This is a genomic window from Paraburkholderia sp. USG1 (genome assembly GCF_031570135.1).
Taxonomy (GTDB): domain Bacteria; phylum Pseudomonadota; class Gammaproteobacteria; order Burkholderiales; family Burkholderiaceae; genus Paraburkholderia; species Paraburkholderia dioscoreae.
In genome coordinates this window covers 387,732-403,288 of record NZ_JAMWXW010000002.1, presented here as the reverse complement: position 1 = coordinate 403,288, position 15,557 = coordinate 387,732, and the positions used below count along the sequence as shown (strand labels likewise).

The 15,557-nt window shown below is 62.5% G+C and carries 12 protein-coding genes; 9 read left to right on the top strand and 3 right to left on the bottom strand.

Going from position 1 to position 15,557, the window contains the following annotated elements; translation table 11 throughout:
- Positions 1-54: 54 nt before the first annotated feature.
- Complete coding sequence (locus NE850_RS04355) at positions 55-960, top strand: cation diffusion facilitator family transporter (RefSeq protein ID WP_007177897.1); 906 nt, start codon at positions 55-57, stop codon at positions 958-960.
- 16 nt (positions 961-976) lie between these two features.
- On the opposite strand, the gene NE850_RS04350 is transcribed toward NE850_RS04355, so the two are convergent.
- A complete protein-coding gene (locus NE850_RS04350) occupies positions 977-1,957 on the bottom strand; it encodes an aldo/keto reductase (protein WP_007177896.1) in 981 nt (326 codons plus the stop codon).
- Between the two features lie 262 nt (positions 1,958-2,219).
- Between NE850_RS04350 and NE850_RS04345 the strand changes: the two genes are divergently transcribed.
- Complete coding sequence (locus NE850_RS04345) at positions 2,220-3,293, top strand: purine nucleoside permease (RefSeq protein WP_310698474.1); 1,074 nt, start codon at positions 2,220-2,222, stop codon at positions 3,291-3,293.
- Positions 3,294-3,514: 221 nt separating this feature from the next.
- On the opposite strand, the gene NE850_RS04340 is transcribed toward NE850_RS04345, so the two are convergent.
- Both NE850_RS04340 and NE850_RS04335 read right to left on the bottom strand, forming a co-directional pair.
- On the bottom strand, positions 3,515-3,820 hold the full coding sequence (locus NE850_RS04340; RefSeq protein ID WP_007177894.1) for a DUF4148 domain-containing protein: 306 nt from the start codon (positions 3,818-3,820) through the stop codon (positions 3,515-3,517).
- Between the two features lie 235 nt (positions 3,821-4,055).
- Positions 4,056-5,060, bottom strand: coding sequence for a LysR family transcriptional regulator (locus tag NE850_RS04335; protein WP_007177893.1), 1,005 nt, complete (start codon positions 5,058-5,060; stop codon positions 4,056-4,058).
- Positions 5,061-5,243: 183 nt separating this feature from the next.
- Here NE850_RS04335 and NE850_RS04330 point away from each other — a divergent pair, with 183 nt between their 5' ends.
- From NE850_RS04330 to NE850_RS04300, 7 genes are all read left to right on the top strand, one after another.
- A complete protein-coding gene (locus NE850_RS04330) occupies positions 5,244-6,098 on the top strand; it encodes an alpha/beta hydrolase (protein WP_035517323.1) in 855 nt (284 codons plus the stop codon).
- Positions 6,099-6,143: 45 nt separating this feature from the next.
- Positions 6,144-7,418: an efflux RND transporter periplasmic adaptor subunit gene (locus NE850_RS04325; RefSeq protein WP_310698473.1), complete on the top strand. Its 1,275-nt coding sequence runs from the start codon at positions 6,144-6,146 to the stop codon at positions 7,416-7,418.
- 56 nt (positions 7,419-7,474) lie between these two features.
- Positions 7,475-10,660 carry an efflux RND transporter permease subunit gene (locus tag NE850_RS04320; protein WP_007177890.1) on the top strand — a complete coding sequence of 1,062 codons (3,186 nt, stop codon included), beginning with the start codon at positions 7,475-7,477 and terminating at the stop codon, positions 10,658-10,660.
- A 13-nt stretch (positions 10,661-10,673) separates the two neighbouring features.
- Entirely contained in the window at positions 10,674-12,287 is a 1,614-nt protein-coding gene (locus NE850_RS04315) for an efflux transporter outer membrane subunit (protein WP_007177889.1), read from the top strand.
- A 379-nt stretch (positions 12,288-12,666) separates the two neighbouring features.
- The gene (locus NE850_RS04310) at positions 12,667-13,506 is read left to right on the top strand and encodes a MetQ/NlpA family ABC transporter substrate-binding protein (RefSeq protein ID WP_007177888.1); all 840 of its coding nucleotides are present in this window, start codon (positions 12,667-12,669) and stop codon (positions 13,504-13,506) included.
- 135 nt (positions 13,507-13,641) lie between these two features.
- Positions 13,642-14,802 (top strand): ATP-binding cassette domain-containing protein, encoded by a 1,161-nt coding sequence (locus tag NE850_RS04305; RefSeq protein WP_310698472.1) that lies wholly within the window; start codon positions 13,642-13,644, stop codon positions 14,800-14,802.
- Positions 14,795-15,451, top strand: a complete 657-nt coding sequence (locus NE850_RS04300; RefSeq protein WP_007177886.1) for a methionine ABC transporter permease — start codon at positions 14,795-14,797, stop codon at positions 15,449-15,451. Before NE850_RS04305 ends, NE850_RS04300 begins: the two co-directional genes overlap by 8 nt.
- The last annotated feature ends 106 nt before the right edge of the window (positions 15,452-15,557 follow it).

The following is a 15,557-nucleotide window of genomic DNA, read 5'->3' as shown; positions in this document are numbered from 1 at the left end:
CGGGCTGTTGCCTACCGAAAGCTCTTTGCAAACCCACGGACGCCTGCCACGACGATGAAAGAAGAATCGCCGAAAGCCATTTTCTATGCGCTCGCCGCCAACCTCGGCATTGCCCTCTGTAAGTTCGCTGCTGCCACATTTACCGGTTCCGGCTCGATGTTCGCCGAGGCCATTCATTCGACCGCCGACTGCGGCAATCAACTGCTCCTGCTATTCGGCCTGCGCGAAGCGCGCAAGCCCGCGAGCCCGTTGCATCCAATGGGCAGCGGGCGCGAGATCAATTTCTATTCGCTGCTCGTCGCGCTTTTGCTGTTCTTTGTCGGCGGCGCGTTCTCGGTGTATGAGGGCGTGCACCGTCTGTTCATGCGCGAGCCGCTGCAGTATGAGTATGTCGCGTTGGCGGTACTCGGCGTGTCCGTGGTACTCGAGGCGCTTTCCTTGTGGGGCGCCGTCAAGGAAATTCGCAAGACGCATCCCGACAAAAGCATGTGGCGCTGGTTCCGGGAGACGCGCGAATCCGAACTGCTCGTCGTGGCGGGCGAGGATATCGCGGCGCTGGCGGGTCTGGCGATGGCCTTCGTTGCCGTGTTGCTCACCATGGTGACCGGCAATACGGTCTACGACGCGCTGGGTTCCATCGGCGTCGGCCTGCTGCTGATGGTGATCGCCTGGCTGGTGGCGCGTGAAGTGAAGTCGATGATCGTCGGCGAATCGGCGGGCCCGGAAGTGCGGCGCGCTATCGAGGCCCATCTGCGCGCGCGCGCCGAGATTCGCAGCATCATCAACATGATCACGCTGCAATGGGGCCGGCATGTCGTGGTGGCCGTGCAGGCGGAGATGATCGACTACCCGAGCGGCCGCGCCATGATCGATGCGATCAACGTGATCGAGGCGGACTTGCAGGCCGCGTTTCCGCAAGTCCGCTGGGTATTTTTCGAACCGGACGTGCCGCGCGTTTAACGGGCACACGTACCGCTCAATCGAACCCGGTCACTGCATGCGGCACATACAACTCTTCCAGGCGGCCGATTTCATCCACGCTCAGTTTCAATGAGAGCGCGGCCACCGCGTCGTCGAGATGATGCAGTTTGGTCGCGCCGACGATCGGCGCGGTGATCGGCTTCTTCTGCAACACCCACGCCAGCGCCACTTGCGCGCGCGGCACGCCGCGTTCCCTAGCGATCTCGCTGACCCGTTCGACGATGCGCCGATCCGCGTCTTCCGTCTGCGCGTAGAGCGTGCGGCCGAATTCGTCGGTCTCGGAGCGTGCGCTTTCGGTGTTCCAGTCGCGTGTCAGGCGGCCACGCGCAAGCGGGCTCCACGGAATGACGCCGATACCTTCGCTCTCGCACAGCGGCAGCATTTCGCGCTCTTCCTCGCGGTAGAGCAGATTCACGTAGTTCTGCATCGTTGCGAAGCGCGTCCAGCCGTTGCGTTCGGCCACGTGCAACGCCTTGGCGAACTGCCACGCATACATGGACGATGCGCCGATATAGCGCGCCTTGCCGGCTTTCACGACATCGTGCAGCGCTTCCATGGTTTCTTCGATCGGCGTGCCGTAGTCCCAGCGATGGATCTGGTACAGATCCACGTAATCCGTGCCGAGACGCCTGAGACTGTTGTCGATCTCCGCCATGATCACCTTGCGCGAGAGCCCCGCGCCATTCGGGCCCGGATGCATGCGGCCATGCACCTTGGTGGCGAGCACGATCTCGTCGCGCATCGCAAAGTCCTTCAGCGCGCGGCCGACGATTTCCTCGCTCGTGCCGTCGGAATAGACGTTCGCGGTATCGAAGAAGTTGATGCCTTGATCGAGCGCCTGCTTGATGAAAGGCCGTGCGGCTTCGTCGCCGAGCGACCACGGATGGGGGCCGCGAGACGGCACGCCGTAGCTCATGCAGCCGAGACAAAGACGCGATACATCAAGGCCGGTACGGCCGAGTTTCACATAGTCCATCGTGGTGCTCCTGTTGTGAGTGCACAAACGCGGTGCGTCTCCCGAGGCGACTTCCTTCGGGGCGTGCTGCGGACGTTCGATTATAAGAAAACGGCGAAGAGCGCGTATTGAACCGATTTGCATAGCTTTCCGGCAGCGGCCGCAAACGTGGACCGATCGTGCATCGTGTAGTGGAAAATAATTTCTTCGCACCTATACTTCTTTCGGCTTGAAAGCAGCACTCTCTCCCAACCTGCATCACAAGCAAAAAAGGAAGATCACGATGCTGACTCGCTCACTTGGCGCCATGGCCGCCATTACACTCGCGGCATGCGCGGCCTTTTCGTCCGGACCGGCCAGTGCGGACGACAACGACGGCTTTTCGCACGACGACGGCGGCTCGCGCGGTCGGCCCGTCAAGGTGATGATCATTTCGATGTTCGGGCCGGAAGGGCAGGTGTGGCTCGACAACCTCGGGCCGTGGCGCGAGATCGCGGTGGACGGCCTGTCGCCCGATTACCCCACGGTCCATTGCAACAGGCAGGACGTGTGCGTGATGACCACCGGCATGGGGCACAGCAACGCCGCTGCGTCGATCATGGCGCTGACGTTCTCGTCGCGTTTCGATTTGCGGCATACCTATTTCATGGTTGCCGGTATTGCGGGGATCGATCCGCAGCAGGGGACGGTGGGATCCGCCGCATGGGCGAAATATCTGGTCGACTTCGGCATTCAGTGGGAGATAGACGGGCGCGAAATTCCGCCTGGCTGGACAACGGGCTACCTTGGCATCAACACCACGAGTCCCACCGCCAAGCCGCCGCTCGACTACCGTACCGAAGTGTTCCAGTTGAACACCCGGCTCGCGGATACGGCTTTCGCCCTGTCGCGTAGCGTGACACTGTCCGATAACTTGCAGGCGCAGGCCGCCCGGGCCAAGTACGCCTATGCGCCGGCCAACCGGCCGCCCACCGTCATTCAGTGCGACACGCTGGCGGGCGACACCTGGTGGTCGGGCACGCTGCTCGGGCAGCGCGCCCGCGACTGGACCAAAATCCTGACCGATGGAAAGGGTGTCTACTGCACGACGCAGCAGGAGGATAACGCCACGTACGAAGCCCTCAAGCGTGCGGCTTCAGTACATAAAGTGGATCTGAATCGCGTTGCCGTGCTGCGGGCAGGCTCCGACTTCGACCGGCCCTACGATGGGCAGACGAGCGCGGACAACCTGCTGAACTATGCGGCGCAAGGCGGCTTTGCGATCGCTATCCAGAACCTGTTCCTCTCGGGCAATCCGCTCGTGCAGGATATCGCCACACATTGGGGCGAGTGGCGCGACGGCGTGCCGAGGCGCTAGGCCGCTTCGCATGAGTGCGTGCCCGCGAATCGGATCCGCGGGCACTGGCTGCTGCTTTCGACATTTAGTGTTGCGGCGCGCGGTACGGCGTCCACACTGGCGTGTCGGTATCCCAATGGTCGAGTTCAGAGGGTGTCATGATGTGCTCCTTTTTGAAGAGTGCATGAATGCGCCGCAATGACTATTTCTTTTGGAAACCGAATCATTGCAACAGGTTTGCCTTATTGTCCGTTGGCCACGCGCGTGACGTCGGCGCTCCTGCCTTCCTGCAGTGCAATGCGTGCAGCTTGCGTTTGACCGATCAGGCCTTTGTTCGGATACGTCGTGCGGTTCAACGCGGGCAGCGAGCCGTCGCGATAGGCCGCGACCAGTTCCGCCTTCACTTCTTCACGCGTTTTCGCGCTGGTGCTCGGCGTGGGTAGCGGTTCATAGGTGCCGGCGCGGCCAATGCCGCCGCTGCTTTGCGCAAACACCGGAGCGCTCGCGAGCAGCGAAAGAGCCAGGCCTGCCAAGAGATTGCGTTTCATGATTCACTCCTGTCGATTCGTTTGCAGCACGAGCGGCGCTGCGACAGGGTGAAATGTAGACTTCGAGGCAGGGCGGATAAATCGCACTTTCGCGAAATGAATTGTCGAGTTTCCAGAACAATCGCGAGAACGCTGCATTAAAACGCTGTAATTGCGGTGCTGGATAAGAAAACCGCGGCATTGGAGCCGCGGTTGGAATTCACTGTTGCAGATTCCGTACTTCAAATCGCGCTAATCACGCGACCCATTCTGTTATCACCGGCGTATCGAGCGTCGGAGCAGACTCGCGCTCTTCGAAAGTGCGCTTCGTGCAGGTTGCGTCGAGACTGCCGCGTCCGCTCAGCAACGGACAGCGGTCGAACAGCTCTGCGATCCAGTCTACGAAAACGCGGACTTTAGGCGACAGATGGCGGCTGTGCGGATAGACTGCGGAAATCGGCATCGGCAAAGGTTTCAGCTCCGGCAGGACTTCCACCAGTTGGCCCGAACGCAGATGCGGCAGCACCATGAAGAGCGCAGGCTGAATCAGGCCGAAGCCTTCCAGTCCGCAGGTCACGTAGGCGTCGGCGTCGTTCACCGAGACGATGCCCTTCATTTTTACTTCGATTTCTTTGCCATCAACCATGAAGGCCCAATCGAGCGTGCGTCCCGTGCGGCTCGAAAAGTAATTGACTGCTTTGTGATTCTCCAGGTCTTCGAGCGAAGAGGGCATGCCCGCGCGTTCGATGTAATCGGGGGCCGCGCAGGTCACGCCCTCGAACAAACCGATACGACGCGCCACCAGCGAGGAATCCTGTAGCGCGCCGACCCGCACCACGCAATCCACGCCTTCCTGCAACAGATCCACCGGCCGGTCCGTCAGGCCGAGTTGCAGGTCGATGTCCGGGTAGCGAGTGTGGAATTCACACAGCGAGGGAATCACCAGCAGGCGGCCAATCGACCCCGGCATGTCGATGCGCAGCTTGCCGTGCGGTTTTTTATTGCCGCTTTGAAAACTGGCCTCGGTTTCTTCGACGTCCGCGAGGATGCGCACGCAGCGTTCGTAGTACGCCGCGCCGTCCGGCGTGAGCGACAGACGCCGCGTGGTCCGATGCATCAGACGCGTGCCAAGGAACGCTTCGAGGTTCTGAATAATCGTGGTAACCGATGCGCGCGGCAGGTCGAGCGTCTCCGCTGCACGGGTAAAGCTGTTGGTGTCGACGACACGCGTGAACACTTGCATGGCCTGAAGCCGGTCCATTGCAGACCTCCAATAGGGGCGGGCGCACCGAGCAGGAAAGGACTCCACCGCGAATCCGCAGACAATCGCATTCGATTGTTCAGGGGCGCCGAATTGTGTTGCCGGATTATAGGCATTTATTTACGAGTCTGCTGAACCCACAATTCGCACCATTGAAGTTCTATGCGCATTGCGCGGCTCGACATGGAAGCATTTAAACCGCCGTACTCCTTTGTGCCCGCCGGCAGCGATGCGGCAGAGGCGGACAGCACGGCACTGGAAGTCACTGACGTGCAGATCGAAGGGCACGCGCAGGACATCACGTTGCGCCTATACCGGCAGGAAAAGAAAACCGCACTGCCGGTACTGCTTTATTTCCACGGTGGTGGATTTACGAAGGGATCGATCGACCAGGCCGATTACGCGTCGCGTTATTTCGCAGAACACTTACCGGCTCTGGTCGTCTCGGTCGGCTACTCGCTCGCGCCACAGTTTCCGTTTCCGGCCGCGCCCGAAGACGCGCACCGCGCGGCGCTGTGGGTGCAAACGCGGGCTCGTGCGTTCGGCGGCAACAGCAAGAAGGTGGGTGTGGCGGGTCACGATGCGGGCGGCCAACTGGCCAATTGCCTCGCTTTCATTGCGCGTGACCGCGGCGACGTGCGGATCGCGGCCCAGGCGCTGTTCGGGCCGATGCTCGATCCGAGCCTCACGCGGCTGGGCGACGAAAAGCGCCTCGGCTCGGACATCACGGCGAAAGAGTGCGCAGCATGTTACCGCGCGTACCTGCCGCAAGCGTCGCAGCGCATGCATCCGTATGCCGCGCCTCTCGAATCGTCGCGGCTCGCGGGCCTGCCGGCCACGCTGATCGTGACGGCGCAAAACGACGTGTTGCACGTGGAGGCGGAGAAATACGCCAGCAGTCTGATCGACGCCGGTGTGCTGACCCAGGTGGTCCGCTATCCGAGCGTTTCGCATGCGGCGTTGGCCGATCATGTGCCCGCCCTGCAGGAGGCGGTGCGATTTTTTCAGTGGCGCTTCGATACGCGCGCCCATCGATAAAACAGAAATAAGCAGAACTTTGATCAACGATACCGGGAGCTTCACATGACTATCCTTCCTCTTTCCCGTCGCCGTGTGGCGATTGCCGCACTTGTCGTCATCGTCGTGGCCGGGCTCGGCACGTTCGGCGCGATCCGCGTGGATGCGAGCTCGCCCGCCGCGCCGACCATCGTGCCGGAGGTCGATGTCGCCACTGTGGTGCAAAAAACGATCACGGACTGGCAGAGCTATTCGGGCCGTCTCGAAGCCGTCGAAAAGGTGGACGTGCGTTCGCAGGTGCCGGGCACCATCGTGTCCGTGAACTTCAAGGATGGCGCGCTCGTGAAGAAAGGCGACACGCTGTTCGTGATCGACCCGCGCCCGTACGCCGCCGAAGTGGATCGCGCCGAAGCGCAACTGGCCGCCGCGCAGGCGCGCACGGGTTACACGCAAAGCGATTGGGAGCGCGCGCAACGCCTGATCGCCGACAACGCGATCGCCAAGCGCGACTATGACGAGAAGCAGAACGCCGCGCGCGAAGCAAGCGCGAATCTGAAGGCCGCGCAAGCCGCTCTCGAAACCGCCCGCATCAATCTCGGCTACACGAAGATCGTCGCGCCGGTTTCGGGCCGCGTGTCGCGCGCGGAAATCACGGTGGGCAACGTCATATCGGCGGGCGCGGCTGCTGCGCCGCTGACCACGCTGGTGTCGGTTTCGCCGATCTACGCATCGTTCGACGCGGACGAACAAACGTATCTGCAATACCTGAGCCGCGCGAAAGACGGCAGCAAGGTGCCGGTGGAACTCGGTCTCGCGGACGAAAGCGGCTATTCGCGCAGCGGCGTGATCGAATCGGTGGACAACCGCCTCGACACCTCGTCGGGCACGATCCGCGTGCGCGCGCGCTTCGATAACCAGGATGGTGCACTGATTCCCGGTTTGTACGCGCGCGTGAAGGTAGGCGGCAGCGAACCGCATCCCGCGCTGTTGATCGACGACGCCGCCGTCGGTACGGATCAGGACAAGAAGTTCGTGCTGGTGGTGGATCAGGGCAATCACGTCGTGTATCGCACGATCGACGTGGGCGGCATGCAGGGCAATCTGCGCGTGGTGAAGGGTGGCCTGAAACCGAATGACCGCATCGTCGTGAACGGTATCCAGCGCGTGCGTCCGGGCGACGCGGTGCGCGCCCATATGGTGCCGATGACGACCGACCAGGATCCGAACAGCGCGCCGCTCGCGCAGACGCCGACGCCATCGCAGGCACAAACGCAGGCACAAACGCAGGCACAAACGCAGGCACAAACGCCGACGCGCACCAAAGCGGACAAGAATTCGTGAGCCTTGCACGCCGTGGCATGACTGCGCGGCGCACGCTCCAACGTTAAGAGCTTCCAATGAACATATCCAAATTCTTCATCGATCGGCCGATCTTTGCCGGCGTGCTATCGGTATTGATCCTGCTGGCGGGCGTGATTTCGCTCTTCAAGCTGCCGATCTCGGAGTATCCGGAAGTCGTGCCGCCTTCGGTGGTGGTGCACGCGCAATATCCGGGTGCGAATCCGAAGGTGATCGCCGAAGCGGTCGCTTCGCCGCTCGAAGAGCAGATCAACGGCGTCGAGAACATGCTGTACATGCAGTCGCAAGCGAATAGCGACGGCAATCTCACGCTCACGGTGACCTTCAAGCTCGGCACCAATCCGGACCTCGCGACGCAACTGGTGCAGAACCGCGTCAACCAGGCGCTGCCGCGTCTGCCGGAAGACGTGCAGCGTCTGGGCATTACGACGATCAAGAGTTCGCCCACGCTGACCATGGTGGTCCACCTGATCTCGCCGAACAATCGCTACGACATGACGTATCTGCGCAACTACGCGCTGCTGAACGTCAAGGACCGGCTGGCGCGGATTCAGGGCGTGGGCGAAGTGCAGTTGTGGGGTTCGGGCGATTACGCGATGCGCGTCTGGCTCGATCCGCAGAAAGTGGCGCAACGCGGTTTGACGGCGACCGAAGTGGTCAACGCGATTCGCGAGCAGAACATTCAGGTGGCGGCCGGTGTGATCGGCGCATCGCCTTCGGTGCCGGGCACACAGTTGCAGTTGTCGGTGAATGCGCGCGGCCGTCTGAGGACGGAGGGCGAATTCGGCGACATCATTGTCAAGACCGCGCCGGACGGCGGCGTGACCTATCTGCGCGATATTGCGCGGATCGAACTTGCGGCGTCGGAATACGGCTTGCGTTCGCTGCTCGACAACAAGCCGGCTGTGGCGCTCGCCATCAACCAGGCGCCGGGCGCGAACTCGCTCGCGATTTCCGATCAGGTACGCTCCGCGATGAAGGAACTCGCGGAAGACATGCCGGCAGGCGTCGAATACAAGATCGTCTACGACCCGACGCAGTTCGTGCGCTCGAGTATCGAGGCAGTCGTGCATACGCTGCTCGAAGCGATCGCGCTGGTTGTGATCGTCGTGATCGTGTTCCTGCAAACGTGGCGCGCGTCGATCATTCCGTTGATCGCCGTGCCGGTGTCGATCGTGGGGACGTTCTCGCTGCTGCTCGCGTTCGGTTTCTCGATCAACGCATTGTCATTGTTCGGCATGGTGCTCGCCATCGGGATCGTGGTGGACGATGCGATCGTGGTGGTGGAGAACGTCGAGCGGAACATCGAAAACGGCCTGAGTGCGCGCGACGCGACGTATAAAGCGATGCAGGAAGTGAGCGGGCCGATTATCGCCATTGCGCTGACACTGGTTGCCGTGTTCGTGCCGCTCGCGTTCATGACCGGTTTGACGGGCCAGTTCTACAAGCAGTTTGCAATGACCATCGCGATTTCGACGGTGATCTCGGCGTTCAATTCGCTGACGCTGTCGCCGGCGCTGTCCGCGATGCTGTTGCGCAGTCATGGTGCGAAAGAAGACTTCGTGACGCGCGTGATGAATCGCCTGCTGGGTGGTTTCTTCAAGCGTTTCAACAAGGTGTTTCATCGCGGCTCGACGGAGTACGGCCGCGGCGTGACCGGCGTGCTGCGCCGTAAGGGCGCGATGCTCGCGGTGTACGCCATCCTGTTGGGCGCGACCGTGCTGATCTCGCGCGTGGTGCCGGGCGGTTTCGTGCCGGCGCAGGACAAGGAGTACCTGATTGCTTTCGCGCAGTTGCCGAACGGCGCGTCGCTGGATCGCACGGAGAAGGTGATTCGCGACATGAGCTCGATCGCGCTGAAGCAGCCGGGCGTGGAGAGCGCGGTGGCGTTCCCGGGTCTCTCGGTGAACGGCTTCACGAATAGCTCCAGCGCGGGCATCGTGTTCGTCACGCTCAAGCCCTTCAAGGATCGTGGCGACAAGAAACTCTCGGCCGGTGCGATTGCCGGTGCGCTGAACCAGCAATACGGTGCGATCAAGGATTCGTTCGTCGCGGTGTTCCCGCCGCCACCCGTGCTAGGTCTCGGTACGCTCGGCGGCTTCAAGATGCAGTTGGAGGATCACGGCGCGCTCGGTTACGCGGAGTTGAACAAGGCAGCAGAGGCGTTCGTGAAGAAGGCGGCACAGACGCCTGAACTCGGCCCGACCTTCTCCAGCTACCAGATCAACGTGCCGCAACTGAACGTGGATCTCGATCGCGTGAAGGCCAAGCAGCTCGGCGTGCCGGTCACGGACGTGTTCAATACGATGCAGATCTATCTGGGCTCGCTGTATGTGAACGACTTCAACCGCTTTGGCCGCGTGTATCAGGTGCGGGTGCAGGCGGACGCGCCATTCCGTCAGCGTGCCGACGACATCCTGCAACTCAAGACACGCAATGCCGCGGGCGACATGGTGCCGTTGTCGTCGCTGGTGACAGTGACGCCGACGTTCGGCCCGGAAATGGTGGTGCGTTACAACGGTTATACGGCTGCCGACATCAACGGCGGACCGGCGCCCGGCTTCTCGTCGGGTCAGGCGCAGGCCGCGGCCGAACGCGTGGCGGCGGAAGTCTTGCCGCACGGTGTGAAGCTCGAATGGACCGACCTGACGTATCAGCAGATTCTGGCCGGCAATGCAGGCTTGTGGGTGTTCCCGATCAGCGTGCTGCTCGTGTTCCTCGTGCTCGCCGCGCTGTATGAAAGCCTGACGCTGCCGCTCGCGGTGATCCTGATCGTGCCGATGAGCGTGCTGTCCGCGCTGACCGGCGTGTGGCTCACCGGTGGCGACAACAACATCTTCACGCAGATCGGTTTGATGGTGCTGGTGGGCTTGTCGGCGAAGAACGCGATCCTGATCGTCGAGTTCGCTCGCGAACTGGAGCACGACGGGCATACGCCGCTCTCCGCGGCGATCGAGGCAAGCCGCTTGCGTCTGCGGCCGATTCTGATGACGTCGATCGCTTTCATCATGGGCGTGGTGCCGCTGGTGCTGTCGAGCGGAGCCGGTTCGGAGATGCGTCATGCGATGGGTATCGCGGTGTTCTTCGGCATGCTCGGCGTCACGCTGTTCGGTCTGATGCTGACCCCTGTGTTCTATGTGGTGCTGCGTACGCTGGCGGGTGGAACCATTCACGTCGCGCAGAAGGATTCGCCGCACTACGGCGCGCCGGTGACGGACGCCTGAGGAGAAAACAATAATGAAACGCTTTGAATCTTTGAGTGGGTGGGGCCGGGCGGCAACCAGCGGTTTGCTGGTTGCATTGCTCGCTGCCTGCTCCGTCGAGCCGACTTATAAACGGCCTGAAGTGGATACGCCGGTTGCGTTCAAGGAAGCGCCTGCTGCGTCGGCGCCGTCTGCAGCGTCCGCGCCGTCGGCTGGATCGGCGCAGGACAACGGTACATGGAAGCAGGCGCAGCCCGCCGACGACGCGCATCGAGGCGAATGGTGGACGATTTTCGGCGACCCGCAACTCAACGCGCTCGAGGAGCAGGCGGCCGCCGCCAATCAGGACCTGAAGGCCGCCGCGGCGCGCGTGCAGCAGGCGCGGGCGGTGACGCAGGCGGCGAAGTCGGACTGGTTCCCGAAGCTCGACGCAGGCTTCGGCCCGACGCGCGAGCGTGCTTCGGCGGCGTCGCAATTCCAGCCAGACAGCGCGGGCGGCACGAACGGCACGATCTGGCGCGCGCAAGTGGGCGCGTCGTACGAGGCGGATCTGTTCGGTCGGGTCGGCTCGAACGTGAACGCATCGCGGGCGGACGAGCAGCAAAGCGAAGCGCTGTTCCGTTCCGTGCAACTGTCGTTGCAGGCGGACGTTGCGCAGAACTACTTCCAGTTGCGTGAGCTCGATACGGATCAGGATCTGTACCGCCGTACCGTGGCGTTGCGCGAGGACACGCTGAAGCTGGTCGAACGGCGTTTCAAGGAAGGCGATATCGGCGAGCTGGATGTTTCGCGGGCCCGCAACGAACTCGCGAGTGCGCGTGCGGACGCCGTGGGCGTGGCGCGTCAGCGCGCCGCGTCGGAACACAGCCTCGCGATTCTGCTGGGCAAGCCGCCGGCGGATTTCTCGTTTGCGGAGGCGCCGCTGGCGCCCGTGACGGTGCGGGTGCCGCCGGGTCTGCCCTCGGCTTTGCTTGAGCGGCGCCCGGATATTTCGGCAGCTGAGCGGGCGATGCAGGCGGCGAACGCGCGTGTCGGCCTTGCGAAATCGGCGTTCTTCCCGAAACTCGATATCACCGGCGCGGCCGGTTTCGAGTCGGCGACGCTCGGCGATCTGTTCATGTGGTCGAGCCGTGCGTTCATTCTCGGGCCGTTTGCCGGCACGGCGTTGACGCTGCCTTTGTTCGACGGCGGTCGCCGCAAGGCGAATCTCGCGCAGGCCCGTTCGAAGTACGACGAGGACGTTGCGCAGTATCGTCAGCAGGTGCTGGTGGCGTTCCGTGAGGTCGAAGACAACCTGGCCGATTTGCGCTTGCTCGACGATCAGATGCGCGAGCAGAACGATGCGGTTCAGGCATCGCAACGGGCGGCGCATCTGTCGCGTACGCAGTACACGGAAGGCGCGGTCAGCTATCTGGACGTGATCGACGGCGAGCGGCAGGTGCTGATTTCGCAGTTGCAGGCGAGCCATCTGTCGGGCACGCAGGCGGTGGCGACGGTTAATCTGATTCGCGCGCTGGGCGGTGGTTGGGGCGGCGTGAGTGCGCCTGATACGGCGGTAGGCGCGATTGCGCCGGCGTCGGCTTCTGTGGCTGCGGTCGCTGCGTCGGCGCCCGCTTCCGCTTCCGTGCAGCAGGTGGCGAAGCAGTAAGTTTGTCCCGCGAGGGGCGAGCGGTGGACGCCGGGGCGCGCGAAAGCGCGGCCCCGGCGTTTTGTTGCCCAAATCATTTTTCCCGCTTTCCTTTCGAAAATCCCTTCGTAGACCGCCGCATTTCCGCCCTCTATGATGAGCCGCACCTCATCTGGAGAGAGGCGATGACCTGTCCGATCTTCCGCTGTCCGCGCTGACCGATCTGCGCGTCCTGTCGCTGCCACGCGCGGCCTGAGCCGCACGTTGCGGATTTCCGTTGCCCATATGTCCGGCATGCGTGCTTACGCTTCCAAACGAAGTCCGCTTCGAAGACGCGCGCGCATGACGGTGGATCGGCTCGCCTCGAATCAACACCACGCCCCAATCCCACGAGTTCACCATGCGCATTTTTCTATCCACTGTGCGGCGCTTTTTCCACACGCCGGCTATCTCGCTCATCGGCGCTTTCGGTCTCACGCTCGCATTGCAGGTCTCGCCTGCCTCAGCGGCCGACTCGTCCACGCTGAAAATCGGCACTGCGACCAGCCCGCAAATCGAGGCGCTCAAAATCGCCGCGCGCGAAGCCAAAGAGCAGGGACTCGACGTGAAGATCATCGAGTTCACCGACTGGAACACGCCGAATGCGGCGCTCGCCAACAAGGACATCGACGTCAACTACTTCCAGCACATTCCGTTTCTCGAGAATGCGAAGAAGCAGGGCGGTTATAACTTCGTCGCGATTGCGCCCGGCACGATCATGAAGATCGGTCTGTATTCGAAGAAGATCAAACGCTTCGACGAATTGAAAGACGGCGCCACGGTCGCCATTGCCAACGATCCGGTCAACGGCGGCCGCGGTCTGTTGTTGCTGCAACGCGCCGGCTTGATCAAGCTCAAGCCGGGCGTCGACTATCGCGCGACGACGCTCGACATTATCGACAACCCGAAGCACCTGAAGATCGTGCAGCTCGAAGCATCGCAACTGGCGCGCTCGCTCGACGACGTCGATCTCGCGCAGGGCTATCCGAGTTTCATCAAGCTCGCGGGTACCACTGATCCGAATAGCGCGCTGCTGTTCGACGGCCTCGAGAACAAGAACTACGCGATCCAGTGGGTCGTGCGTCCGGAAAGCGTGAACGACCCGCGTATCCGTAAGTACATCTCGATCTATCAGCATTCGCCGGCGGTGCGCGCCGCGCTCGACAAAGCCTTCGGCAATCTTTATGCCGTTGCCTGGTAACCCGCGCGGGCATGCCTGAATCGTTCGAAGATTACGCTCCCGCGTGGAAGCCCGGCGTGCATGCCGGCGCACAGCATCGGCGCCGGTTGCAAGCGGCTGCGCCGACCACCGCGGAAGCCTGAAAGGAGCTGGATCATGGCCAATCTTTTCGACGCGCCGCAGTTCATCGAAGACGCGCCGTCTCTCGCCGTGAACGCGGATTCGCACGCAACGGCGACGCAACCCGCCGTGATATTCGACGACGTCGGCAAGGTGTTTGCCAACACGCGCGGCGTGGCAACCGCGGCGCTTGCCAACGTCACGTTGAACGTGGCGCGCGGCGAAGTGTTCGGCATTATCGGTCGCAGCGGTGCCGGCAAGTCGACGCTGCTGCGACTCGTCAACGGCCTGGAAAAGCCGAGTTCAGGTGCCGTGCGCGTGAATGGCGTGAGTGTCGGCGAACTCGACGAGCGCGGACTCGTGACTCTGCGTCGCCGTATCGGCATGGTGTTCCAGCACTTCAATCTGCTGTCCGCAAAGACGGTGCGCGAGAACATTGCGTTGCCGCTGAAAATCGCCAGCGTGCCGAAAGCGGCGATCGAGAAAAAGGTCGATGCGCTGCTGGAACTGGTGGGTTTGTCCGCCAAGCGCGATGCTTATCCGGCGAGCCTGTCCGGCGGTCAGAAACAGCGAGTCGGGATTGCACGGGCTTTGGTCACCGATCCGGACATTCTGCTTTGCGACGAAGCCACCTCCGCACTCGATCCGGAAACGACGCAAGCCATTCTCGCCTTGCTGCGCGATATCAATCAGCGCCTGAACCTGACCGTCGTATTGATCACGCATGAGATGCAGGTGATTCGCGAAGTTTGCGATACGGTTGCGGTGATCGAGCGCGGTGAAGTCGTGGAAACCGGTCCAGTGTGGCGCGTATTCGGCGATCCGCAACACGACGCGACGCGCGCGCTGTTGCGTACCCTGGTGCATGACTTGCCGACGGACCTCGCCGAGCGGGTCAAGCCGTTGCACGACATCGCGCAAGCGGATGCGCAGATTCTGCTGGACGTGCGTTTCACCGGCGTCGACGCGCGTGAGCCGGATCTCGGCGGGCTTGCTTCGGCGTTGAGTGTCGAAGGCGGGCGAGTGAGCTTCGTGCATGGCGGCATCGACCGGATTCAGGGGCATGCGCAGGGACGCCTCGTGGTGTCGGCGCAAGTCCGTGCGAATGCGGACAGCACCGTGCAAACGCAGATCGCGACATTGCTCGAACGCGCCCGCCGCTACGCCAATCATGTCGAGGTATTGGGCTATGTCTGATCTGTGGCTTTCCGAACTCGCCGACGCGGTTCGCGACACCATCGTCATGGTCGGCGTGTCCGCATTCATCGCGGCGCTGGTCGGCATTCCTCTGGCACTGGTGCTGGTCACCACGACACGTGGCGGCATCTTCGAGAAGAGGGTGGTGAACAGCACGCTCGGGGCACTCGTCAATGCGTTCCGCTCCACGCCATTCATCATTCTGCTAGTGGCATTGCTGCCGCTCACGCGTTTGCTGATCGGCACGACGATTGGCGTATGGGCCGCGATCGTGCCGCTCAGCATCGCGGCGATTCCGTTTTTCGCGCGCGTAGCCGAAGTGAGTTTGCGTGAAGTAGACCGTGGTTTGATCGAAGCCGCGCAGGCAATGGGCGCGCAACGCCGGCATATCATCTGGCATGTGCTGCTGCCGGAGGCGCTGCCGGGCATTCTCGGCGGCTTCACCATCACGGTGGTGGCGATGATCGGCTCGTCGGCGATGGCGGGCGCAGTCGGCGCCGGCGGCCTCGGCGATCTGGCCATCCGCTATGGCTACCAGCGCTTCGATACGACCGTGATGGTGACGGTGATCGTGCTGCTGATCGTGATCGTCACCGCGGTGCAGTTCGTCGGCGACCGATTCGTGCGGCGGCTCGCGCAGCGGGCGTGAGCGCCCATGATCGGGTCGTCGCCCCGGCCACGCGGCGGTTATTTGCATGAAGAATAGCCGCGCGCATTTCCGGCGCCTGCATCACCGCCTATCATGCTAGCTACAG

What these genes read in the sequence shown, in the direction of transcription:
- NE850_RS04355 (WP_007177897.1), top strand. Translation starts at nt 55, where the DNA reads ATGAAAGAAGAATCGCCGAAAGCCATTTTCTATGCGCTCGCCGCCAAC.
- NE850_RS04350 (WP_007177896.1), bottom strand. Translation starts at nt 1,957, where the DNA reads ATGGACTATGTGAAACTCGGCCGTACCGGCCTTGATGTATCGCGTCTT.
- NE850_RS04345 (WP_310698474.1), top strand. Translation starts at nt 2,220, where the DNA reads ATGCTGACTCGCTCACTTGGCGCCATGGCCGCCATTACACTCGCGGCA.
- NE850_RS04340 (WP_007177894.1), bottom strand. Translation starts at nt 3,820, where the DNA reads ATGAAACGCAATCTCTTGGCAGGCCTGGCTCTTTCGCTGCTCGCGAGC.
- NE850_RS04335 (WP_007177893.1), bottom strand. Translation starts at nt 5,060, where the DNA reads ATGGACCGGCTTCAGGCCATGCAAGTGTTCACGCGTGTCGTCGACACC.
- NE850_RS04330 (WP_035517323.1), top strand. Translation starts at nt 5,244, where the DNA reads ATGGAAGCATTTAAACCGCCGTACTCCTTTGTGCCCGCCGGCAGCGAT.
- NE850_RS04325 (WP_310698473.1), top strand. Translation starts at nt 6,144, where the DNA reads ATGACTATCCTTCCTCTTTCCCGTCGCCGTGTGGCGATTGCCGCACTT.
- NE850_RS04320 (WP_007177890.1), top strand. Translation starts at nt 7,475, where the DNA reads ATGAACATATCCAAATTCTTCATCGATCGGCCGATCTTTGCCGGCGTG.
- NE850_RS04315 (WP_007177889.1), top strand. Translation starts at nt 10,674, where the DNA reads ATGAAACGCTTTGAATCTTTGAGTGGGTGGGGCCGGGCGGCAACCAGC.
- NE850_RS04310 (WP_007177888.1), top strand. Translation starts at nt 12,667, where the DNA reads ATGCGCATTTTTCTATCCACTGTGCGGCGCTTTTTCCACACGCCGGCT.
- NE850_RS04305 (WP_310698472.1), top strand. Translation starts at nt 13,642, where the DNA reads ATGGCCAATCTTTTCGACGCGCCGCAGTTCATCGAAGACGCGCCGTCT.
- NE850_RS04300 (WP_007177886.1), top strand. Translation starts at nt 14,795, where the DNA reads ATGTCTGATCTGTGGCTTTCCGAACTCGCCGACGCGGTTCGCGACACC.